Raw genomic sequence first — 22,837 nt, forward strand, 5'->3', positions numbered from 1 at the left:
CCCGAGCCCTTGTTCGCTCAGGACACTCCGGTCCTGGGTTGCTGCTCGCGGGGGTGGTCCCGGGGGAAGTCGATCGCGACGCGGATTGCGCTGCCCGCGGCCGGTGATCGACGGTGAAGAGGAAACGATTCGTGCAGCGGCGGGGCAGTCGATAAGGTGCCAGGTCACGACCGCACCCGGTGAGACACGGGCTGGTCAGGGCTCTGCCGCAGCGTGTGGCACCTCCACAGCTGCCATGCCGGCACCTGCCTGCCCGGGTCTTGGGACACGGAGCGGTGCTCACGACCGGGCAGTTGGGCCCCGGTCGACGGTTCAGGAGGAACGAGTGGCACAGATCATCGCCGAGGTCTCAAGGACGTTCAACGAGTTTCTGCTCTTGCCGAACCGGACCCGGAGCGACTGCTCGTCCGCGACGGTCGACCTGTCCACGCCCCTGGTGCGGCACGTCGTGGGCGAGCAGTCGGCGATCGAACTCGGCTCCCCGTTCACCTCGGCGATCATGCAGGCTGTCAGCACACCGGAACTCGCGATCGCCCTTGCGCGCAACGGCGGGCTGAGCTTCCTGCACCACAACCAGTCGATCCAGGACCAGGCCGCAGCCGTCCGCCAGGTGAAGAACTTCAAGGCCGGATTCGTCACCAGCGACACCAACGTCCGCCCGGAAGACAGCCTGAGCCACCTGCTCACCGTCATGCAACGTACCGGTCACAGCACCGCTGCGGTCACCCACGACGGCACCGCCGCCGGCCGCCTGCTCGGCTTGGTGACCTCCCGCGACTTCCATCCCCAGCGTCACGATCTCGACGGACCGGTGAGCGGTCGGATGACTGCCATCGCCGACCTTCCTCACGCCGCGGCCGACACCACGCTCTCCGAGGCCAACGCGCGGCTGTGGGACCAGCGGCTGGACTGCCTTCCGGTGCTGGATGACGAGGGCCATCTGCAGTATCTGGTGTTCCGGTCCGACTACGCGGACAACAAGCGCTTCCCGAACCAGGCCGTGGACAGCGCCAAGCGCCTGCGCGTGGGCGCGGGCATCAACACCCACGACTACCAGGAGCGCGTTCCCGCCCTGCTGGAGGCGGGCGCGGACGCCCTGTGCTTCGACTCCTCCGACGGTTACAGCGACTGGCAGGCGCAAGCCCTGACCTGGGTGAAGAAGCACTACCCGGAGATCCCGACCGGCGGCGGCAACGTCGTCGACGGCGAGGCGTTCACCTTCCTGGCCGAGGCCGGAGCGGACTTCGTCAAGGTCGGCGTGGGCGGCGGCTCCATCTGCATCACCCGCGATCAGAAGGGCATCGGACGCGGCCAGGCCAGTGCCGTGCTGGACGTCGCCGCCGCCCGGGACGCCTTCCGTGATCGCACCGGCGAGTACGTGCCCATCTGCTCCGACGGCGGACTCGTGCACGACTACCACGTGGCCCTGGCACTGGCGATGGGCGCCGACTTCGTCATGATGGGGCGCTACTTCGCCCGCTTCGACCAGGCTGCCGGCGCGAAGCTCCCGACCCGCGACGGCTTTGTGAAGGAGTACTGGGGCGAAGGCTCGAACCGGGCCCGCAACTGGCAGCGCTACGGCCAGGGCGGCCAGGGCCTGATCTTCGAGGAAGGCGTCGACGGCTACGTCCCCTACGCCGGCGACCTCAACGAAGGGCTCGCCCTGACCATCGCCAAGCTCAAGACCACGATGGTGTCCTGCGGCTCCACCACCCTGCCGGAGTTCCAGTCCACCGCCCGGCTGACCCTGGTCTCCGACCAGAGCTTCCAGGAGAGCCACGCCAACGTCACCCTGCGGGACACCCCGGCGACCATCGCCTGAGAGGCCGCCAGAATCCACGGACTACTGGCCGGAGGGGGAATGACGCACAGTCGGAACATCCCCCTCCCGCCAGTGGTGCCGCGGAAAGGCTACGCGACGCACTCGAGGACCGTTTCGAGTTGCTGCGGGGCGAGACAGGGCTGCGATACTCGTCGCACCTTGCCGACGCGCCAGGGATCAAGCTGGGTGGCTTACCCGGGTGGCGCCAGGAGCCCTGCTGGCCGGCCCATCCTGACTACCGGATTTCCGTCGAGACCGGGTCGAGGAAGAAGAGGCACTGCTTCGCGTTGAATTCGCCCACCTCGGCGACGAAGCGGAACTTGTCGCCCGTGCGGACGGTGGCGGGGGTGTTCCCGCCGGTCAGCTTCAGGTCGAGGATGTTGACATCCTCGTACTTGAAGGCCGGGCCGATCGTCGTCTGCGACCCCTGGTCGCCCGGGCCCAGGAGGAAGTCGTAGCGGGTGTTGTAGTCACCGTGGGGTGCCATGTGCACGATCGACCCGTCGAAGGCGACCGTCTTGCCCTTGTACTTGGTCGCGAAGTCCAGGTTCGCGCCGTCGCAGGAGTCCGGCGTCTTCAGTAGCGCCGCGAACTCCGGGCTGTTCTGAGGCGTGATCACCGCGGCGGTAGGCGACCCGGCCGCGGTCGGAGTCGACGTGGCGGAGGGCTCTGCGCTCGCGGTGGCCGCCGTCGGCTTGTTCGACGCGTCCTTCTTCTTACCTCCGTCCTCGAGTGCCGCGCCTACGCCGATGATGACGGCGAGGACCACGAAGCCGCCGGCCACGGCCCCGATCAAGAGCCGCGGCAGGGGCTTCTTCGGCCGACGGAAGTTGAGGGTGGAGCGCAGCATGCCCTGGGTGTGCTCCACGAGCTCCCAGCCCTCCTTCTGCATCTTCGAGATCACCAAGCCGTCGGTGCCGCGAACTGTCTGCACGGTCTTGTACTCGTACTTGATCTCGTCGGCCATGCGGCTCCGCGCCCCCTCATTGAACTGTTCACACCAACTACCTCGCGAGCATAGGGGACTCCGTGAGGCTCATCCGGACCCGGTGGCCACCCTCGCCGGCGCGCCTTCGGGCGGCGTTCCAAATCAGCGGCCCAGTACCCGTGTTGGCGTAGGCCTGGCCGAACTTCGGACACTTGCGTCGGACCGTCTCGTAGGAGACGATCACGCCGCACTCGAGCATCAGCTCCTCGAGCTCGCGGAAGCTGAGCGGGAAGCGGAAGCGCGGCCACACGCAGTGCGAGATCACCTCGACCGGGTATCGGCAGTTCTCGGCAGTTCCTGCATGACGGCGGCACACCCGACATAACCGGGCTGGTCGGCCACGTCGGCACTGCTCGCGTTCACAAATACACAATCTCGCACCGTGTGCAACACATCTGTGGCGCCGCCCAGGTTCCGCCTCCAGACGCTTGGTACTTCACTGAGGGACAGCCGCCCGAGCTCTCGCCGATCGCCCGCTGGTCCCAGGACGACGTGGATGCGTACGTCCTGGAGCACGGGGTTCTCACCAACCCGTTGCTGATGGACGGTTACGCCTCTGTCGGCTGTGCTCCGTGCACCCGGCGGGTGGTGGAGGGCGAGGACGCCCGTGCCGGCCGGTGGGCGGGGCGTGGGAAGACCGAGTGCGGACTGCACGGCTGATGGCGGCCTCGAGCGTGACCGATGAACGTACTGAACCGACGGAGACGAACCAGATGAGCGTGAGCGACCAGGGCGCCACGGTGTGGCTGACCGGGCTGCCGAGCGCGGGCAAGACCACGATCGCCTACGCGCTGGCGGAGCGGCTGCGTGCCGAGGGCCACCGTGTGGAGGTCCTCGACGGTGACGAGATCCGCGAGTTCCTCTCCGCGGGTCTGGGCTTCAGCCGCGAGGACCGGCACACCAATGTGCAGCGGATCGGGTTCGTCGCCGAACTCCTCGCGTCCAACGGCGTGAAGGCCCTCGTCCCGGTGATCGCGCCGTTCGCGGACAGCCGTGAGGCCGTGCGCAAGCGCCATGGCGCCGAGGGCACTTCATACCTGGAGGTCCATGTGGCGACCCCGGTCGAGGTCTGCTCCGAGCGTGACGTCAAGGGCCTGTACGCCAGGCAGGCGGCGGGCGAGATCTCCGGTCTGACCGGGGTCGACGACCCGTACGAGGCACCGGACTCCCCGGACCTGCGCATCGAGTCGCACACGCAGTCCGTGCAGGAGTCGGCTTCGGCCCTGCACGCGCTGCTCACCGAGAGGGGCCTGGCATGAGCGCCACCGTCGCACACGTCCACGAGGGGACGGACGCGCCGTACGCGCTGTCGCACCTCGACGCCCTCGAGTCGGAGGCCGTGCACATCTTCCGTGAGGTGGCGGGGGAGTTCGAGAAGCCGGTGATCCTTTTCTCCGGCGGCAAGGACTCGATCGTGATGCTGCATCTGGCGCTGAAGGCGTTCGCGCCGGCGCCGGTCCCCTTCACCCTGCTCCACGTGGACACGGGTCACAACTTCCCGGAGGTCCTGGAGTACCGGGACCGTGCGGTGGCCCGGCACGGGCTGCGGCTGCACGTGGCCTCGGTCCAGGAGTACATCGACGCCGGGAAGCTGCGCGAGCGTCCGGACGGGGTCCGCAACCCGCTGCAGACCGTCCCGCTCACGGAGGCGATCCAGCGGCTGAAGTTCGACGCCGTGTTCGGCGGCGGCCGGCGTGACGAGGAGAAGGCCCGCGCCAAGGAGCGCGTCTTCTCCCTGCGGGACGAGTTCTCCCAGTGGGACCCGCGCCGTCAGCGTCCCGAGCTGTGGCAGCTGTACAACGGCCGCCACGCGCCGGGTGAGCATGTGCGTGTGTTCCCGTTGTCCAACTGGACCGAGCTGGACGTATGGCAGTACATCGCGCGGGAGAAGATCGAGCTGCCGGAGATCTACTTCGCGCACGAGCGTGAGGTCTTCAAGCGCAACGGGATGTGGCTGACGGCCGGCGAGTGGGGCGGCGCGAAGGCGGACGAGGTCCCCGAGACCCGCCTGATCCGTTACCGCACGGTCGGTGACATGTCCTGCACGGGTGCCGTCGATTCCGATGCCACCACGCTGGACGCCGTGATCACCGAGATCGCCGCCTCCCGTCTCACCGAGCGGGGCGCGACCCGCGCCGACGACAAGATGTCCGAGGCCGCGATGGAAGACCGCAAGCGCGAAGGGTACTTCTAACCATGACCTCCACCACTGTTCGAGGGCGGCGGACTTCAACAGTCCCGTGCAGAGGTTCGTGCCCCAGCGGTGACCGCCTCCCGGACGAACCCGAACCGTGGCGTGGCGCTCGCCTCCCGGGCGGGTACCGTTTGACCGGCAGCTGCTACGCAATGCAGCAGAAGGCACTCTGATGACGCCGGCCGAGCAGCCCGGCACACCTGTCGCTCTGCTGCGCTTCGTGACCGCCGGTTCCGTCGACGACGGCAAGTCCACCCTGGTCGGACGACTGCTCCACGACTCCAAGTCGCTCTTCACCGACCAGCTGGAGGCGGTCGAGCGGGTCTCGGCCGACCGCGGTCGGGACACGCCCGACCTGGCGTTGCTCACCGACGGCCTGCGCGCCGAGCGCGAGCAGGGCATCACCATCGACGTGGCCTACCGCTACTTCGCCACCACCCGGCGCCGGTTCATCCTGGCCGACACCCCCGGGCACGTGCAGTACACCCGCAACATGGTCACCGGCGCCTCCACCGCCGACCTCGCAGTCGTCCTCGTCGACGCCCGCAACGGCGTCATCGAACAGACCCGCCGCCACGCCGCCGTAGCCGCGCTGCTGCGCGTCCCGCACGTGGTCCTGGCCGTCAACAAGATGGACCTGGTCGGCTACGAGGAAGCCGTCTTCGCGAAGATCGCGGAGGAGTTCACCGCGTACGCCTCGGACCTGGGCGTCCCGGAGATCACCGCGATCCCGATCTCCGCACTGGCCGGCGACAACGTGGTCGAGCCCTCCGCACACATGGACTGGTACGGCGGCCCCACCGTCCTGGAACACCTCGAGACCGTCCCGGTCAGCCACGACCTGACCACCTGCCCGGCGCGTTTCCCGGTGCAGTACGTGATCCGTCCGCAGACCGCCGAACACCCCGACTACCGCGGCTACGCCGGCCAGATCGCCTCCGGCGTCCTGCACGTCGGCGAGGCCGTCACCGTGCTGCCGTCCGGCCGCACCTCCGTTATCGAGAGCATCGACGCACTCGGCCACGGCGTGGCCACCGCCTGGGCCCCCCAGTCGGTGACCCTGCACCTGCGGGACGACATCGACATCTCACGCGGCGACCTCATCGCCCCCTCCACCAACGCCCCCGCCACCACACAGGACGTCGTCGCAACGGTCTGCCACGTCGCCGACCAGCCACTGAACACCGGCGCCCAGGTACTCATCAAGCACACCACCCGCACGGTCAAGGCCATCGTCAAGGAAATCCCCTCCCGACTGACCCTGGACGACCTGTCCCAGCACCCCAACCCCGGACAGCTCGTGGCCAACGACATCGGCCGCGTCGTCATCCGAACCGCCGAACCCCTCGCCCTCGACTCCTACGCCGACTCACGCCCCACCGGATCCTTCCTCCTCATCGACCCCACCGACGGCACAACCCTGGCAGCCGGCATGGCCGGCGAATCCTTCACCCCCGCCCAGAACCCGGTGGCGCGATGTACGTGATGACATACGAAGACCGCACGTGCGCCGGATGGCTCCACAGATATGCGCCTCTTCGGAATACCCGCAAAGGCATCGCCTTCTTCATCGGTCTCTCCCTCCTGACTGGCGCGCTCGCCTCGTGCGGCTACGGCTCGGAGGCGAAGAAGGACGCCCCCGCGACGGGCAGTTCCTCCGCCGCCACCGGAAAGCCGTTGTCGGCTTCGGAGGTCCGTATCGGTTACTTCCCGAACCTGACTCACGCCACGGCGCTGGTGGGTCTGCAGGAGGGGCTGATCCAGAAGGAGCTGGGCGGCACCACGGTCAAGCCGCAGACCTTCAACGCCGGACCCTCCGAGATCGAAGCCCTCAACGGCGGTTCTCTCGACATCGGGTTCATCGGCCCCTCCCCGTCGATCAACGGCTACGTCAAGTCCAAGGGCTCCAACCTGCGGATCATCTCCGGATCCGCCTCCGGCGGCGTCAAGCTCGTCGTCAACCCGGACAAGATCAAGACCCTGGACGACCTCAAGGGCAAGAAGATCGCCACCCCCCAGAAGGGCAACACGCAGGACGTCGCGTTCCTCAACTGGATCGCGGAGAAGGGCTGGAACGTCGATCCGGAGTCCGGCAAGGGCGACGTCTCCGTCGTGCGCACCGACAACAAGGTCACCCCCGACGCGTTCAAGCAGGGCTCCATCGACGGCGCCTGGGTGCCGGAGCCCACCGCCTCCAAGCTCGTCTCCGACGGCGGCTCCGTCCTCCTCGACGAGACCTCCCTGTGGCCCGACAAGAAGTTCGTGATCACGAACATCATCGTGTCGCAGAAGTTCCTCAAGGAACACGCGGACGTCGTCGAGGCCGTGCTCAAGGGCACCGTGAAGACCAACGAGTGGATCAACGCCAACCCCGACAAGGCCAAGGCCTCCGCCAACGCCAAGCTCGCCGCCGACAGCGGCAAGGCCCTCGACGCGAAGGTCATCGACCCCGCCTGGACCTCCATCCTGGTCACCGACGACCCCCTCGCCTCCACCCTGAAGACCGAGTCGGACTGGGCGGTCAAGGCCAAGCTCATCGAGCAGCCCCAACTCGCCGGGATCTACGACCTCACGCTCCTGAACAAGGTCCTCAAGGCCGCAGGCAAGCCCGAAGTCTCCGACGCCGGCCTCGGCACCAAGTAACCCCGCAACCCCCGCAATCCCCACAACCCCCGTAATCCAGTAACCCCCAGGAGGTGAAGACGATGGTCACCACAGTCACCGAGGCCGGTGAGGGCACCGTGGCGGAGCACCAGTACGCCGCTCGGATCGAGCACGTCTCGAAGTCCTTCTCCGGCCCGGCCGGATCGCAGCTCGTCCTGGACGACATCAGCCTCGATGTCGCTCCCGGCGAGTTCGTCACCATCCTGGGCGCCTCCGGCTGCGGAAAGTCCACCCTCCTCAACCTCGTCGCCGGACTCGACAAGCCCTCCATCGGGTCGATCGAGACCCCCGGTGGCCGTCCGGCCCTGATGTTCCAGGAACACGCCCTGTTCCCCTGGCTCACCGCCGGCAAGAACATCGAACTCGCCCTGCGCCTGCGCGGAGTCGCCAAAGCCGACCGCAAGCCCGAAGCCGAACGCCTCCTGGAACTCGTCCGCCTCGCCGGCTCCCACGGCAAGCGTGTCCACGAACTGTCCGGCGGCATGCGCCAGCGCGTCGCCCTCGCCCGCGCCCTCGCCCAGGACAGCCGACTCCTCCTCATGGACGAGCCGTTCGGAGCCCTGGACGCCATCACCCGCGACGTCCTGCACGGCGAACTCACCCGCATCTGGGCCGCTGCGAACACCAGCGGCTCCGCCGCGGGCAGCCTCTCCGTCCTCTTCGTCACCCACAACGTCCGCGAAGCCGTCCGCCTCGCCCAGCGCGTCGTCCTCCTCTCCTCCCGGCCCGGCCGGATCGCCAAGGAATGGACCGTCGGCATCCCCCAGCCCCGCCGCATCGAAGACGCCGACGTCGCGGAACTGTCCCTCGAGATCACTGAACACCTGCGTGGGGAGATCCGCCGCCATGGCCAGCACTGACACCAGGAAGGTGGACGCTCACGACAGACATGCAAAGCAAGACCTCGACGGGTTCGAGGCAGGCCTGGATGCGCTCGACGCGGTCGCTGTCCACCGTGCCCCAGCGCGTGAAGCCCTGCTCAAAGTTGTCCTGCCCCCCGTTACGGCGATAGCGCTGGTCCTGCTGGTCTGGCAGGGACTGCTATGGGCGGGCGTTGCCGAGGAGACCCAACTTCCCTCGCCGTCCTCGGTCTGGTCGAGTCTTCAGGAGCTGTGGCGGCGGGGTTCCCTGTTCGACATCATCTGGACCAGCACCTCGCGGGGGCTGCTCGGTTTCCTGGTCGCGCTCGCGATCGGCACGCTGCTCGGTCTGATCGTCGCCCGGATGAGGCTCCTGAGGCCGGCTATCGGGCCGGTTCTGTCCGGTCTGCAGTCAATGCCGTCAGTGGCCTGGGTACCGCCCGCCGTGCTCTGGCTGGGTCTGAACGACTCGATGATGTACATGGTGATTCTGCTCGGTGCGGTGCCATCAATCGCCAACGGCCTCATTTCCGGCTTCGACCAGGTCCCACCACTCTTCCTGCGAGCGGGACGGACGATGGGTGCGACGGGTCTTCGGGAGACCTGGTACATCGTCATGCCGGCATCATTACCTGGATATTTGGCGGGTTTGAAGCAGGGGTGGGCGTTCTCCTGGCGCTCGCTGATGGCGGCCGAGATCATCGCCTCATCGCCAGATCTCGGGCTGGGGCTCGGTCAGCTACTGGAGAACGGCCGCAACAACATCGACATGCCCGGTGTATTTCTGGCAATTCTTCTGATCTTGATCGTTGGTATTGCTATCGATCTATCGATCTTCAGGCCCCTGGAGTTCAGGATGCTCCGCGCTCGCGGTCTCCGCCCAAAGGCCTGACAGGGCCATGAGAGTTTCGGGATATCGGATCCAAATATTCTCGAAATTTGGCTTGTCGTTCCATTCGGGATTTCATACATTGAAATCCGTCGAGCTCGCTGTGATGTACGCAGCATATCCGTGAGGTGATCAGCATGCACTCTGACCCTGTGGCTGACGTTTCGGGCATCGATCGCTGGCACATCAGTCGCCAAGAAGGCTTCAGGTCGGTTCCCGTGGAGGGGCGATCTGTCCGCTATCTAGGAAAGGATTTCTGGGTTTTCCCGAACACCTTCTGGCCGTACACGGACAGCCACCCACTGGTTCTCAATCTCAGGGTGGAGAAAGGTGGAAGCGTTCTCGATGTGGGCACAGGGTCGGGCGTTATCGGAGTCTTCTCTGCCTATAAGGGAGCCGGGCGGGTGCTGGCGGTGGATGTTAATCCGGATGCCATCCGAAGTGCCACCTTCAACGCGAGGCAGCACGGTTTCGAAAATGTGATGGAAGTGCGCCAGTCCGATCTGTTCGAGAAGGTGGGCGACGAGCAGTTTGATGTGATAACGGCGAATCTCCCGTTCCGGGACAAGCCGGCGTCCGATCTGGTGGAACGTTCCACGTGGGATACGGACTTCCGGACCAATGCAACCTTCTTCAAGGAAGTGGACAAGTATCTGAACCCCGGGGGACGCATCTACTTCTCGCATGCGAGCTTCGGGTCTCTCGGTGAAGTCGAGCGTCTGGCCCAGGAGGCCGGCTTCTCGATGCGACTGCTCGCAGAAAAGACGGCGGACAAGGCCAAGCAGAGGACCTTCTACGCCTATCTCATTCAGCGTGCTGGGCAGGACGGTCCCGCATGAATGAGCTGCTGCGCACCGTGAATTCGCTCTGTGCAGCTACGCCATCGGCGCTGCGGACGCGTGTGCGCAGCGTGGCGGTGATCCTGACGAGTTCCAGGTCCGGGTCCAGCCTGCTCAAGAGCGTACTCGCCTCGCATCCCGAGATTGCCGCACTGGACGGCGAGCTGGAGCCGTTCCTGGCTCTGACCGGGAATGGATTCGGCCATAATTCCGATAGCGATGCGATCGTGCGACTGGCCGCCCCGGACGCACTGGCGGATCATATATTCGACGGCCTCACTGTGGCCGCCGGTGAGCCCATGTCGCTGCCCCAATTGAAGCTGCGCTGGGTCAGGCGTATTCTCCTGCAGTTCCCTGCGGTGTTCTCCCAGCAGGCGGAATATCGGCGGCTGCTTGACGTGCTCGATGACGTCCTGCCCCATGTGCATTCGAGTCATCACGAGCACTCGGAGAGCGCCCTGCAGAAGGCCGTACTGACTGCCGTCCACTGGGACTATCCGTGGCGCATCGACTACTATGACGGAAACCTCGGGCCTGCGCTGAACCGGCCATTCGATGAAGTGGCCAAGATCGAAGAGCCACCCTTTGTCCTGCCGTCGCTTTATCGCCGCCCCTTTACCGGTGCCGATGCGGACAGCAAGACGCTGCTGTTCAAGACGCCGTCCGACGCCTACCGCATCGGCATCTACGAGCAGCTGTTCCCGAACGCGGACATTCGCTACGTACACCTGACCCGCGGCTATGCGCAGGCCGTGAACGGCCTGATGGACGGCTGGCTTTCACCGATTGCCTTCTTCGCTCACGATCTGGCAGGTACCGAAAAGAAGCTGGAGATCCGGGGGTATTCCGACTGTGTGCCCTTCGGGTATCGCTGGTGGAAATTCGACCTGCCGATGAATTGGTGTGATTTCACTGCTGCCAGCCTGGGAGAAGTCTGCCTGAACCAATGGATGACCTGCCACCGGAGTATCTTGACCAGCGGTATTCAGACCCTTGGTGTCGCTTTCGAGAGCTTCCTGGCGGATCCCGCTGCCGAAATGGAGAGGATCACGTCCCATCTGGGCCTGTCACCCATGGGATCGGTGCCGTCCCTACCCATCACCATGGCTACCGAGCAGCCGTCACCACAACGTTGGCACAAGCGCCGCGAGCCGCTGCTGGCACTGGGGCAGCGTCCGGAAGTGCACGCCATGATGGAAGGACTGGGGTACAGCATGGACCCGGGGAGCTGGCTCTGATGCGCCGCCTGCTCGTGCCTTACCTGATCGGTCAGCGCCGTGATGGCCTGGCCCGCGTCTGCGACCTGGACAACGCACCCTGGGCCGTGCTGGACGATCCGGCTTTCACGGAGGCTCGACTCGTGCACCGGCACGAGCAGATGAGTCGTATGGGCCGTATCTATGCGCGTCTGGCCGACCTTGTGCGCGAGACGGTGGAGGGCGGCGACGTACCGCTCAGCATCGCCGGCGACTGCTTGTCCGCCCTCGGCGTGCTGGCCGGCCTGCAACAGGCAGACCGGTCACCCGACCGCATCCTGTGGCTCGACGCACACGGAGACTTCCACACCTGGGCCACCACACAGACGCAGTACCTCGGTGGAATGCCACTGGCCATGATGGTGGGACGGAACGACGGGGACACGGAAGACTGCGCGGCCGTCACAGCGATGCGGACCGCGATCGGCGTCCAGCCCTATCCGGAACGGCAGATCATTCTGTCCGACGCACGCGATCTCGATCCAGGCGAGAGCGAGGCGTTGCACGGCTCTGAAATCCTCTGTTGCGGGATCAGCGAGATCCTGGAGAACCTGCCACCGGAGCAGACTCTCTACCTGCACCTCGATACCGACGTGATGGATGCCGAGGTCGAACTGCCCGCGCTGAAGTATCACGTCAAATCCGGCCCGTCCTATGGTGAAATCGCGGGACTCTTCCGCGGTTTGCGCAGGCATCGGATCGTTGCAGTGTCCGTATCCGGTTGGCATGAAGAGCAGGACAAGGACAACAGAACAGCCCAAGCCTGCCTCGCCCTGCTGGAATTGCTGTCGGAAGCCGGATGAGCGGAAGTCAGGAACGGAAATCGAGGCAGCGCGGCCGGTCCGGGACCGGAAGGCAAGGCAAGGCAAGTCGACGGCGCCGACCGTGCATGGACGCGGCCATGCACGCGACGGGTCGTATCCAGGGCTGCTGAAACCGCGGAAACGTAACCGAGCAGCACTGCTCCTCACATCACAAGGATCGCCATGTCAACATCTCTGTTCACCTCGGAATCCGTGACCGAAGGCCACCCAGACAAGATCGCCGACCAGATCAGTGATGCGATCCTGGACGCGCTACTGAGCCAGGACCCCCAAGCCCGGGTTGCCGTGGAGACCCTGATCACCACTGGTCTGGTGCACATCGCCGGCGAAGTCACCACCACGGCGTACGTCGACATTCCGAGTCTGGTCCGCGAGACCGTGGTGAACATCGGCTACGACTCTTCACGTAAGGGTTTCGACGGCGCATCCTGCGGGGTGATGGTGTCCATCGGCGCGCAGTCCCCGGACATCGCGCAAGGCGTCGACACGGCCTACGAGACCCGGGTCGAGGGCGACGAGGACGAGCTCGACAAGCAGGGCGCGGGCGACCAGGGCCTGATGTTCGGCTACGCCTGCGACGAGACCCCCGAGCTGATGCCGCTCCCGATCCACCTCGCGCACCGGCTCTCCCGCCGCCTCTCGGAGGTCCGCAAGAACGGGACGATCCCCTACCTTCGCCCCGACGGCAAGACCCAGGTCACCATCGAGTACCGCAGCAACCGGCCGGTCCGCCTCAATACGGTCGTGGTCTCCTCGCAGCATGCCTCCAACGTCGACCTGGGCACGCTGCTCGCCCCCGACATCCGCGAGTTCGTCGTGGAGTACGTGCTGGCGCAGCTCGTCGAGGACGGCATCAAGCTCGACACCGAGGGCTACCGCCTCCTGGTCAACCCGACCGGGCGCTTCGAGATCGGCGGCCCGATGGGCGACGCCGGTCTGACCGGCCGCAAGATCATCATCGACACGTACGGCGGCATGGCCCGTCACGGTGGCGGCGCCTTCTCGGGCAAGGACCCGTCCAAGGTCGACCGTTCCGCCGCGTACGCCATGCGCTGGGTCGCCAAGAACGTCGTCGCCGCGGGCCTCGCCTCGCGCTGCGAGGTCCAGGTCGCCTACGCGATCGGCAAGGCCGAACCCGTCGGTCTCTTCGTCGAAACCTTCGGCACCCACACCGTGCCCACCGATGCCATCGAGGAGGCCATCGGCGAGGTCTTCGACCTCCGCCCGGCCGCCATCATCCGCGACCTCGACCTGCTGCGCCCGATCTACGCCCAGACCGCCGCCTACGGCCACTTCGGCCGCGAACTCCCCGACTTCACCTGGGAACGCACCGACCGCATCGATGCTCTGCGCGCCGCCGTTGGCCTGTGAAGGAGAGCAGTGCCGTAGAAGGAGCCACCCGAACGCCCCGTTCGAGCCGGAGCACACTTCTCCTCGCCCTCCAGGTGGTGCTCATTGCTCTCAACCTTCGGCCCGCGCTCGTCACCGTCTTCCCGCTCGTCGACACGATTCGCGCGCACAATGGCATGTCGGCCGTATCGGCCAGCCTGCTCACCGCCCTGCCGCTGCTCTGCTTCGGGCTCTTCGCGCCGATCGCACCGAAACTCGGCAGACGGCTCGGAATGGAGCGTTCACTACTCGGCATGATGACGCTGGTCTGCGCCGGTACGGCGCTGCGGCTGGTGGATACGGTCGTGGCCTTGTTCGCCGGGACCATCGTCATAGGCGTAGGCATCGGGGTGGCCAATGGGCTGCTACCCGCCCTCATCAAACGGGACTTCCCGAGCAGGACCGGACTGATGGCCGGGCTCTACTCGATGTCGCTGTTCGGCGGGGCCGCACTCGCGGCCGGCGCAACCCTGCCCCTGCAGCGGGCCCTGGATCTGACCTGGCAGGCCACGCAGGCATTCTGGGGGATAGCGGCACTGATCGCAGTCCTGGTGTGGCTGCTTCGGTTCCGCTCGCACTCGCGGATCGGCTTTGACAAGGCACCGGCGGCCAATCACCCGGTGCGCGGGCTCTGGCGCTCACCGCTGGCCTGGCAGGTGACTGCATACATGGGCCTGCAGACATTCAACTACTATGCGGCCGCCGCCTGGTTGCCCACCATCCTCATCGACGCCGGCCTCGGCCCGGAACGAGCGGGCTGGATGCTCTCCTTTTCCTCGCTCCTCGGCATCACGGGATCCTTCCTCGCCCCTGCCGTCGTTGGCCGGCGCATCGGCTCGGGCCCACTGTCCGCGCTCAGCGCCGTTCTGACCGCACTCGGTCTCGTCGGTGTGCTCACCGCGCCGACCGCCAGCACCTACCTCTGGATGACACTGCTCGGACTCGGCCAGGGATCGGCCCTCGGCCTGGCACTCCTCTGCATCGTCCAGCGGGCCCCCGACACTCGGCACGCTACCCAACTGTCCAGCATGGCACAGTGCTTCGGCTTCATCCTCGGGGCCACGGGACCCACCGTGCTTGGTGCGATCCACGATGCCTCGGACAGCTGGCAGCAGCCGCTGACGGTCCTGCTCGCCCTGCTGATCCCCCAAGTGGTGGCCGGCCTCGGTGCCGCGCGTGACCGACACGTGACCGGCATCCTCCCACCTTGATCGGTGACGGGCCCTGACCCCCTGCGGATGTGGCGGCGTTGTATGCGCCGGACCGTCGTCCGTGTCAGCGACGGGCGAGCCTCTTCGGATCGCCCAGGGTCAACCGCGCTGTTGGCGTTGGCCCTTGATCGAGAGGGCGGAAACAGCATGACGTCGACCATATTTCGCATCGGTGGGGATCTAGAGGTACGGCGGCTCGGGTTCGGAGCCATGCGGCTGCCGACGGATCCGGGTCCCGCACGCGAGGCCTCTCTCGCAGTTGCCCGTCGGGCCGTCGAGCTCGGCGTGACACTGATCGATACCGCCCACATGTACGGATGGGGAGCCAACGAGGAGCTGCTCGCCGAGGCCTTGCATCCGTACGTGGACGGGCTGCTCGTCACCACCAAGGTCGGTGTCGCCCGATCGGCCTCCTCGGCCGGGTGGAAGCTCGACGCCCGGCCGGATGTCCTGCGCGGTCAGGTCGAACACGCCCTCCGTCGACTGCGCGTCGAGCGGATCGAGCTGCTCCAGCTGCACCGCATCGATCCGGAGGTCGTCCTTGCGGACCAGCTCGGTGCCCTGCGGGAACTCCAGATTGAAGGCAAGGTCGGACGGATCGGGCTGTCCGAGGTCACTGTCACGGAGCTGGCCCGGGCGCGGGAGATCGTCGATGTCGCGAGCGTGCAGAACCGGTACAGCCTCCTCGACCGCGAGCACGAGCCTGTGCTCGCCGCGTGCGAAGAGGCGGGGATCGCGTTCCTGCCGTGGCGGCCGGTCGCCTCAGCGACGTCGGAGGCGTCGTCCGAGATCACCGCAGTGGCGGCTGAACTCGACGCCACCCCCGCCCAGGTCTCCCTCGCATGGCTCCTTCACCACTCTCCGGTCATTCTCCCGATCCCGGGCACTTCCCGAATCGACCACCTGGAGGAAAACCTCGCGGCGGCCCGTCTTCACCTGGATCCGGTCCGCCTCGACCGCCTCGACCGCCAGGCAGTCGCCCACGCGACGCCGTCACGCAGGGCGGACATAGTCCGCTGAGGTCCGGGAGGAGGCGGCCGTGTCTGCCCGCCTTCTCCCGGAGGCGCCGGTCGATCAGGGCGTGTTCGTGTCGTCCGAGGGGGAAGGGCGCCCATTGCGGTCGGCTTCGTCGAGCTCCCGCATGCGGCGCTCGACGCGGTCCTTCAGGCTCTCTCCTTGCGGCGGCTCACCGTCCGCCGGGGTCGATCCCGGCGAGCCGTCCGCCGGCCGCCGGATCCTCTGGCGCAACTTCTCCGCGCGGTCCTTGCGCTGCTGGGCGTCATCGCTCACGCCAGGCCTCCCTGCCAGGCGGGCCGAAGGCCGTACTCGGTGATGGATGCCGTCAACTCTTCTTCCCCTTCCAGGCCATTGCCGCAGTATTCGCGACCCTCAGGCGCCCGATCTCGCCACGCCACGCTTCAGCCCGTGCGGTGGTGGACTCCTTGGCCAGGGCCGTGAGGGCCCGCGCGGCGCTGTACGGCTTCGAGGTGGGACCGCTGGCGGCGAGGCGACTGACGGTCTTGGTCTTGGCATCGATGGCCGCTCGGAGGCTGCCGCTGCCCGTCAGGGGCCCCAGCTTGCGGAACTTCGGCTCCGGGCCCTTGAACCAGGTCTGCTGCCACCACTCGTTCGAGACCGGCTCGCGCCAGCTGATGTACCCGCCTCGCAGCACTTGCCGAGGCTTCGTGATGTGACCGCCGAAGCTGTAGCGGACGCCTTCGGTGGTGACCGGATCGTAGAACCTGGGAGTGAAGAAGTCCGAGACGAGCAGGCCGTTGACGGTGTAGCCGAACTCTGCGGCCTCCGAGGGATCCGAGACCTCGACGAGGAACTCGACCACGCCCTGGTCCGGGTGGGGAGACTTGCCGGACACGAGGCGGTTCCCGAAGGGGTCGGCGCACATTTCCAGCATTTCGTGACTTGCCGTCAGCGACCAGCTGTCGCCGAACTCGATCAGGGAGAACGGCTGTCCGTTCTCGTCGGTGTGGAAGCCTGCCGCGTCGGGGACGTCGTCGACCACGATGAGCGGCCAGTATCCGACCGGAACGTCTTCGAGCCGGTCGAAGGCGTCCACGGTCGCTTCGACCTGCCAGAGCGGGCTGAAGTCGCGGGTGGCCTGTTTTTGGAGAGCGGCTGCCACGCGGTTCAGTTGCGATGGGCTGATCTGACTGGTCTGAGTCTCTGATACGAGGGCGAGTTGGACGATCAACATGGGCGTTGCCGGCCTTTCGACTCGGGGGTGTCTGTCAGACGCCGACGAGCCTCGCCGAAGGGTGGTCCGAATCACGAGGATGTGCCTACGGACGCGGGCCGATGTCATCCGAACAGGTGGACTTCCTCCGCCACCTGTCGCTGTGCGCCGTCTTTTCGCCCGTCGTGTGCACAATCGTTTCTTCGATTCGGGCGGGTGCGCCGCAGCCCGGTGCGGGGCTGCGGCGCGCGCGGATCAGTGGAACAGCATGGAGGCCTCGCCCGCGTTGGTCGTGACGGAGCCGGGGCACAGGAAGCTCCCCGACACCTTGGTCGCCGTAAAGGGCTGGTTGACGTACTTGCGGGTCGAGCCGTCGCGCTTCCAGGAGATGTTCGTGGCCTTGAAGCGACAGGACACGAAGCTCTGCTTGCCCGAGATGTCGATGGCGTCCGTCTTCGCGGTGCCGTTGGCGTCGTCGAAGGTGAAGGCGGGGTTGTTGTTCAGGCTCGCGGTGATGCCCCCGCTGCAGGCCAAGTTGCCGCCGGGGGCGTTGATGCTGGTGCGGTCGACGGTCAGGGCGCTCGGTGGGTTGGCACTCGTACGGGCATTGGTCCAGCTACAGGTGTTGCCCGAGACCACGATGACGCCGTCCACTCGCTGGTCGGCCGTGGGGCCCAGGGCCACCGCCGCCGTCGATCCGCCGACGACCAGCGCGGCCGCCAGGGCGGTGATGCCCGTCCATGTCGAGAACTTCATCATGTCGCTCCTCTTTGACACGTCCTTGTGGGGTAGAGCGAGGCCTGGGTGGGCCGCGCCTGCGTGCACCCGGTTGGCGGGGCGGGGATACCGCGGGGGATGGCCGGGGGAGGGCTGTGCGCCAGGATCGGGGCGCGGACGGAACGTGTCACAAGGACCTTGAAATGTCAGGGGCATGCCAGACAATTGGCCGGATGGCCCCCTCGGGCCGGTTGGATTCGGCCTGGCCGAGATCGCGTCGGGCTGGAACCGCGCCGGGGCGAGGCTGTTGAACGACCCCCGAACCCTGGTCTGTCACGAAAACTACTCGGCCTGGGACGATCGACCTCGGCTGCTGCGAGCCGCCTTGCTGGAGTGGCTGGGCCAGATCGCGGATTCAGCCGCATACGGTGAGACCGCCGACGAGGAGGACGGCAATGATCCGTGCGTCACCGATGCGGTCCGGGCCGTCCGCGGCACGGTTCACGACGCCGTTTCAGCCCACCTCCTGGCACCGGCCTCCGCCGTCCGCGCGGCCGCCCTCAGCGCCACCGCCGCGCTCCTTCAATCTCCGGAGCCGGCCGGTCGACCCCCCCGGAACCACCCAGACCCTCCGTCGGCTGCTCTACGCGGGCGCCGACCGCCACGAACGCGCCACCACCAATCTGATGCCGACTCCGATCCCGCCATCGGTGTCTGCGCCGCCCTCGCACCCGGGTGCGTCGGCAACACCGACCAGGCTGACTCCGGCACAGCACTGCAAACTGGAAGCTCTCGCCGACCGTGACGTGTGCTGGCGATACACCCACCTCGTCACGTCGTGGTTCGACGACATCGGCCTTCCACCGGACCGAACCGCCATCAGGACAATCCTGGCCACCGGAGCGGCGTCGCAAGTACGCCAACCACATGACCGGCGACGTCACCCTCGTCGGGGTCACGACCAGGCGCCGGTGGGCCTTGGCCGTCGACAACCGATCTCCGAAGGAGGGTGACTCCGTACCGCGTCCTCGACCCCTCACCCGAACCGACAGCCCGTCGGGTCCTGAGCGCTACCAGGCGTCGGAGAGGCGGTCGGCGAGGGCCTGGATCTCCGGGTCATGAGGCCAGCGTGCGGCGAGTGCCATCACGGCCGCCTGCTGCAGGCTCCAGTCGGAGTCGTCGGCGGCCCGCTCGCGGAGGAGCTCCTCGGTGACGGGGTCGTCGCGCCAGCCGCCGGCCAGTGCCCGGATTGCAGCGCCCCGGCTGATCGGGTCGGTTTGGCCGGTGACGATTCGCCGGAGCAGGTCGCCGACCTCGGGGTTGCGCCAGCCCGCCGCCAAGTAGTGGATGGCGACTGCGCGCAAGTAGTCGTCGGGGTCGTCGAAGGCGAGCCGGCGGAGCAGGGCGGCGGTCTGCGGGGTGCGACGGTTTGTGACGAGGGCCTGGACGGCGGCCCCACGGACGTAGACCTCGGGATCGTTCTCGGCCCTCTCACGCAACAGCTCGACGGTGTCGGGGTGGTCGCACCAGCCGGCACCGAGCGTCCGTACCGCCGCCGCGCGTACGAACGATGCCTTGCCGTCAACCGCGAGTCCGCGAAGCAGCGCCCCGGTTTCCGGGTCGTCGCGCCAGCCGGCGGCGAGGGCGAGGACGGCCACCTCACGGGCTTTGGACTGGCCCTTGCCTTTTGCGACGCTGCGTAGCAGTGCCCTGGCGTCGGGATGGTCGGGCCAGACGGAGTAGACGGCCCACAGTGCGGCCTGCCTCACCGGCTCGCTCGCGTCGCCGGCGGCAGCGAGCTCGCACAGCCACGGCAGCGTTGGACGACGGGTGTGCCATTCCGTGGCCAGTGCCCGCACCGCAGCCACCCGGACCGTGTCGTCGGGGTGGGCTTCGGCCAGTTCGCGCAGCAGTACGGGGGTCTGCTCATCGGTGCGCCGGTCGATGACGAGGGGCTTCAACGCGGCATGTCGCGGATCCTCCGCGGCGGGCCGAGACATCGGCCGGGCTGGGGCAGGGCCGACCGGTCGGGGCTCGGTACGGGCGAGCGCCCGTTGCGCGGCCCCTCGCACCCATTCCTCGCTTCCGGTATCAGCGGTGACCGAGCGCAGCAGCTCCAGGGTCTGCGGATCGTCGGGCCAGCCCTCTACGAGGATGTCGAACGCCCTGCATCGCAGATGCGGGTCGGGATCGCGGGCGGCCCGGTCGCGTACCACGGCCGCAGCGTCCGGGTTGCGCGGCCAGCCGGACGCGATGGATTTCACCGCGCTGAGGCGGACCGAGTGGTCGAGGTCATCGGTCGCGGACCGGCGTACCACGGCGAACGTTTTGGGCTCGTTGCGCCAGCCGTCGGCGAGCGCAGCCAGCGCCCCCTGCCGTAGGTAACGGTCGTGGACGGTGAGGCATCTCCGCAGCCAGTCTCCGGTGGACCGGTCCTGGTGACGGGTCATTGCGAACAGCTCCAGCGAGCCTCTCCTGACGTCTCCGTCAGGATCTGTCTCGGCGAACTCGCGGAGCAGGCCGCCGACCTGCGGATCGTCAGGCCACTCCTGGATGAGAGCGCGCAGCGCCTCCTCCCGGTCGGCGGGCGCGGAGCCGAAGACCGCCTGACCGACCAGGCTCCGGCGGAACTCGCCGTGGTCGCCCAGCAGCGCGGCGCCGACCCGCGCGACTGGCGGAACCTGAATCCAGACGAAATCCTCCCCCATCCTCGTAACGTGCAGGAACTGGCCGCGGACCCGGTACCAGTCGTGGTAACGCCTACGGACGGCGGAGTCGCGTGCGCCCAGTCGGCGGAGTACAGGCGGCAGCGCCTCCTCGATCGCGCGGATGACCGGAGAAGCCGGGGAAACCTCAGCGGCGACCACGTGCTCGATCAGTGCGATCACCGCGTTGACGACGGCGGAACACTGGGCGCGCAGCTTGCCGGGATCGCGGACCTCGCCGAGGCACCGAGCGGCGAGCATGATGTGGTGTGGCGTCTCGCCCGCGAACGACCCGCGCAGCGGAATGAACCACAGCGGATCGGCCGCGAGGAGGTGGTCGACGATCTCGCCTGCGAGGCGTGGTTCGACCATGCCCGCGACAAGGACGAGGGTCTCATGCCAAGTGGGGTCGGCCCAGTGTTTGCCGTACACCTCGTGGATGAGGGCATCCCCCGTCAGGCTGCACTCGATGGTGAGCCGGTGCCGGAGTTCCGCCGCGGCGTGGTATTCGAGGAAGGTCTGGTGGGGGAAGCCGAGACCGTCGGCACCGTGGACCAGTAGTCCGGTGTGCAGGAGAAGGTTCTCCAAGAACGCCTCCCAGCGCTCTGGACGGATCTTGTCGGGGCGTTGCACGGCTGCTTCGTGTGAGGCCAGAGCCTCCGCCACCGGGGTCTTGTGGTCCGAAAGCCTCCGGTAGGCCAGGTGGTTGATCAGCTCGAGCAGCCGTTCGTGGGCGTGCCGCGCGGCGGCTTCGGCTTCCTTGCGCGCCCGCGGACTCTGGACGTGTTCCACGAGGAGCTTGATCGACTCTTCGTGGCTCTTCGCAACGTCCTTGCTCCGATTGTTCTCGTAGACCAGGTCGGTGAATGCTTCGTACACCGCGGTACGGCCTTCTGGCAGAGGGCGCTCGGGCCTGGCGAGGTAGAGCCGGCACAACATGAAGGCCATCAGAGGGGTACGGGCCGTCTCGTCCAAGGAGGCGCTGCGGAGCGCACCGGCGAAGTGGCTGGCGCGGTGGATCGCTTCTTGTTGCGGCCAGCGGGTGCTGAAGTACTTCCCCATGTAGGTGTGCAGGTCGTGAGGTGTGAAGGGCTGCAGTTCGTAGTGCGGCGCCTTCAGACCGAGGACGCGGTCGAGGACGTCCAGTTCGCCCTCCGCCAGAGGGCGGGTTGCTACGACGCACCGGTACAGGGGCGGGTCCGTCTCGACGGCGTTGGCCAGCTTCTCCAGCACGGCTCGCCGCTCCTCCGCATTGGGGAGCTCATCGAGGCCGTCGACGAGGAGCTGCCAGTGCGCGCCGCTCCACGGTCGTCGAAGGAAGCGGTCCCGGGTCAGTCCCGGGTGCCGTCCGAACCCGCTGAGCCTTCCGGTGGCGGCGGCGAGCACGTCGGGTACCTGCTTTTCCTTTCCGGCAAGGGCGTGTGCGCTCACCTGTACCGGGACGGCGGAACCGGTCTTCCCGGCGTTGCGCGTGTCGTCGAGCAGTTCACCCGCCGCGTCGCGCAGCCGCGCGCGCAGCAGCGTGGACTTGCCGGTTCCGGGGCCGGCGATGAGCACGCTCACCCGGTCGGCTGTCCGGAAGACCGCTTCGGCCGGTTCGGAAGAAGCAGCGAGGCCCGTACTGCTCCTTCCGCCGGCAGAGCCGTCGCCCGGCACGGCGTGCCCGTCCCGGGCCGCGGGGTGGCTGCGCTGGCGGACGTAGACCTTGGTCAAGGACGGCGGTTCGGGAAGGTCCAGGTACGGGTGGTCATCAGCGGACTTCCGGGCGGCTTCAAGGTAGCCACGTACCTCCTCGTCCATGCCGGTCCAGCGCTGGGCATCCTCATGGAGCTGCGCCCAGGTGGGGCGGAACGTGCCCTCCACGTACCGCTTGTCCTTGCCGCTGATCCATTCGAGCATCACGCCGACCACGGACCACAGCTCCTCGAAGTGCTGCGGCACGGTTGGTTCCTTCGAGCCCGTCTTCTGCTTGGGGAACCAGCCGTTGACCGTCGAGGAGCGCAGGTCGCCGCCTTCCTTGTAGGGCCGTAGGCAGGGTTTGGCTTCCGGAAGGCCTGCGGCTTTGCGTCGGCGCCGGTTGACCTCCTCGATCAGGGCCTTCTCCGTCTTCCGCTTCGCGTGCAGCGCCTTCCCGAGCTGCCCGAGCTTCTGCGCCAGCGCCTGCCGTCCCGCGTGCTCGTTCCTCGCGCTCACTTCCTGCCTCCCCACCCGGGTGCTGTTCCGATCCGACCGATCCGGCGCCCCCAGGACCATGGTCCCGCGACCTGCCGGCTTGCGGCAGGAAATCC

General features: G+C 67.2%; 18 protein-coding genes and 2 pseudogenes. 14 read left to right on the forward strand and 6 right to left on the reverse strand.

Going from position 1 to position 22,837, the window contains the following annotated elements; translation table 11 throughout:
• The first annotated feature begins 325 nt into the window (after positions 1 to 325).
• A complete protein-coding gene (locus AC3IYJ_RS37780) occupies positions 326 to 1,822 on the forward strand; it encodes an IMP dehydrogenase (protein ID WP_489399030.1) in 1,497 nt (498 codons plus the stop codon).
• Between the two features lie 235 nt (positions 1,823 to 2,057).
• Here AC3IYJ_RS37780 and AC3IYJ_RS37785 read toward each other — a convergent pair whose 3' ends face one another.
• Positions 2,058 to 2,789, reverse strand: coding sequence for a DUF4839 domain-containing protein (locus AC3IYJ_RS37785; protein ID WP_489399031.1), 732 nt, complete (start codon positions 2,787 to 2,789; stop codon positions 2,058 to 2,060).
• Between the two features lie 145 nt (positions 2,790 to 2,934).
• Positions 2,935 to 3,075, reverse strand: a pseudogene (locus tag AC3IYJ_RS37790) (IS6 family transposase); the annotation flags it as partial.
• Positions 3,076 to 3,266: 191 nt separating this feature from the next.
• Between AC3IYJ_RS37790 and AC3IYJ_RS37795 the strand changes: the two are divergent.
• From AC3IYJ_RS37795 to AC3IYJ_RS37855, 13 genes and pseudogenes are all read left to right on the forward strand, one after another.
• A pseudogene (locus AC3IYJ_RS37795) lies at positions 3,267 to 3,470 on the forward strand (phosphoadenosine phosphosulfate reductase domain-containing protein); the annotation flags it as partial.
• A gap of 53 nt (positions 3,471 to 3,523) precedes the next feature.
• On the forward strand, positions 3,524 to 4,069 hold the full coding sequence (gene cysC, locus AC3IYJ_RS37800) for an adenylyl-sulfate kinase (protein WP_489397890.1): 546 nt from the start codon (positions 3,524 to 3,526) through the stop codon (positions 4,067 to 4,069).
• On the forward strand, positions 4,066 to 5,004 hold the full coding sequence (gene cysD / locus AC3IYJ_RS37805; RefSeq protein ID WP_489397889.1) for a sulfate adenylyltransferase subunit CysD: 939 nt from the start codon (positions 4,066 to 4,068) through the stop codon (positions 5,002 to 5,004). Before cysC ends, cysD begins: the two co-directional genes overlap by 4 nt.
• Positions 5,005 to 5,176: 172 nt before the next feature.
• On the forward strand, positions 5,177 to 6,490 hold the full coding sequence (locus AC3IYJ_RS37810) for a sulfate adenylyltransferase subunit 1 (RefSeq protein WP_489399032.1): 1,314 nt from the start codon (positions 5,177 to 5,179) through the stop codon (positions 6,488 to 6,490).
• Positions 6,490 to 7,647 carry an aliphatic sulfonate ABC transporter substrate-binding protein gene (locus tag AC3IYJ_RS37815; protein WP_489399033.1) on the forward strand — a complete coding sequence of 386 codons (1,158 nt, stop codon included), beginning with the start codon at positions 6,490 to 6,492 and terminating at the stop codon, positions 7,645 to 7,647. The genes AC3IYJ_RS37810 and AC3IYJ_RS37815 overlap by 1 nt, the downstream gene beginning before the upstream one ends.
• Positions 7,648 to 7,709: 62 nt before the next feature.
• Entirely contained in the window at positions 7,710 to 8,528 is an 819-nt protein-coding gene (locus tag AC3IYJ_RS37820; RefSeq protein WP_489399034.1) for an ABC transporter ATP-binding protein, read from the forward strand.
• The gene (locus AC3IYJ_RS37825) at positions 8,515 to 9,420 is read left to right on the forward strand and encodes an ABC transporter permease (RefSeq protein WP_489399035.1); all 906 of its coding nucleotides are present in this window, start codon (positions 8,515 to 8,517) and stop codon (positions 9,418 to 9,420) included. The genes AC3IYJ_RS37820 and AC3IYJ_RS37825 overlap by 14 nt, the downstream gene beginning before the upstream one ends.
• A 149-nt stretch (positions 9,421 to 9,569) precedes the next feature.
• A complete protein-coding gene (locus tag AC3IYJ_RS37830) occupies positions 9,570 to 10,256 on the forward strand; it encodes a methyltransferase (protein WP_489399036.1) in 687 nt (228 codons plus the stop codon).
• A complete protein-coding gene (locus AC3IYJ_RS37835) occupies positions 10,253 to 11,494 on the forward strand; it encodes a hypothetical protein (protein ID WP_489399037.1) in 1,242 nt (413 codons plus the stop codon). The genes AC3IYJ_RS37830 and AC3IYJ_RS37835 overlap by 4 nt, the downstream gene beginning before the upstream one ends.
• Positions 11,494 to 12,315 carry an arginase family protein gene (locus AC3IYJ_RS37840; protein ID WP_489399038.1) on the forward strand — a complete coding sequence of 274 codons (822 nt, stop codon included), beginning with the start codon at positions 11,494 to 11,496 and terminating at the stop codon, positions 12,313 to 12,315. Before AC3IYJ_RS37835 ends, AC3IYJ_RS37840 begins: the two co-directional genes overlap by 1 nt.
• Positions 12,316 to 12,498: 183 nt before the next feature.
• On the forward strand, positions 12,499 to 13,707 hold the full coding sequence (gene metK / locus AC3IYJ_RS37845) for a methionine adenosyltransferase (RefSeq protein WP_489399039.1): 1,209 nt from the start codon (positions 12,499 to 12,501) through the stop codon (positions 13,705 to 13,707).
• Between the two features lie 77 nt (positions 13,708 to 13,784).
• Positions 13,785 to 14,936: a CynX/NimT family MFS transporter gene (locus tag AC3IYJ_RS37850; RefSeq protein WP_489399040.1), complete on the forward strand. Its 1,152-nt coding sequence runs from the start codon at positions 13,785 to 13,787 to the stop codon at positions 14,934 to 14,936.
• 147 nt (positions 14,937 to 15,083) lie between these two features.
• Complete coding sequence (locus AC3IYJ_RS37855; protein WP_489399041.1) at positions 15,084 to 15,956, forward strand: aldo/keto reductase; 873 nt, start codon at positions 15,084 to 15,086, stop codon at positions 15,954 to 15,956.
• A 54-nt stretch (positions 15,957 to 16,010) separates the two neighbouring features.
• Here AC3IYJ_RS37855 and AC3IYJ_RS37860 read toward each other — a convergent pair whose 3' ends face one another.
• From AC3IYJ_RS37860 to AC3IYJ_RS37875, 4 genes are all read right to left on the reverse strand, one after another.
• Positions 16,011 to 16,226 carry a hypothetical protein gene (locus AC3IYJ_RS37860; RefSeq protein WP_489399042.1) on the reverse strand — a complete coding sequence of 72 codons (216 nt, stop codon included), beginning with the start codon at positions 16,224 to 16,226 and terminating at the stop codon, positions 16,011 to 16,013.
• Positions 16,227 to 16,278: 52 nt separating this feature from the next.
• Positions 16,279 to 17,076: a hypothetical protein gene (locus tag AC3IYJ_RS37865; RefSeq protein ID WP_489399043.1), complete on the reverse strand. Its 798-nt coding sequence runs from the start codon at positions 17,074 to 17,076 to the stop codon at positions 16,279 to 16,281.
• Between the two features lie 306 nt (positions 17,077 to 17,382).
• Positions 17,383 to 17,886, reverse strand: coding sequence for a hypothetical protein (locus AC3IYJ_RS37870; protein WP_489399044.1), 504 nt, complete (start codon positions 17,884 to 17,886; stop codon positions 17,383 to 17,385).
• A gap of 1,028 nt (positions 17,887 to 18,914) precedes the next feature.
• Positions 18,915 to 22,742 (reverse strand): HEAT repeat domain-containing protein, encoded by a 3,828-nt coding sequence (locus tag AC3IYJ_RS37875; protein ID WP_489399045.1) that lies wholly within the window; start codon positions 22,740 to 22,742, stop codon positions 18,915 to 18,917.
• Between the last annotated feature and the right edge of the window lie 95 nt (positions 22,743 to 22,837).

It is taken from the genome of Streptomyces sp. GL_140 (assembly GCF_057834465.1).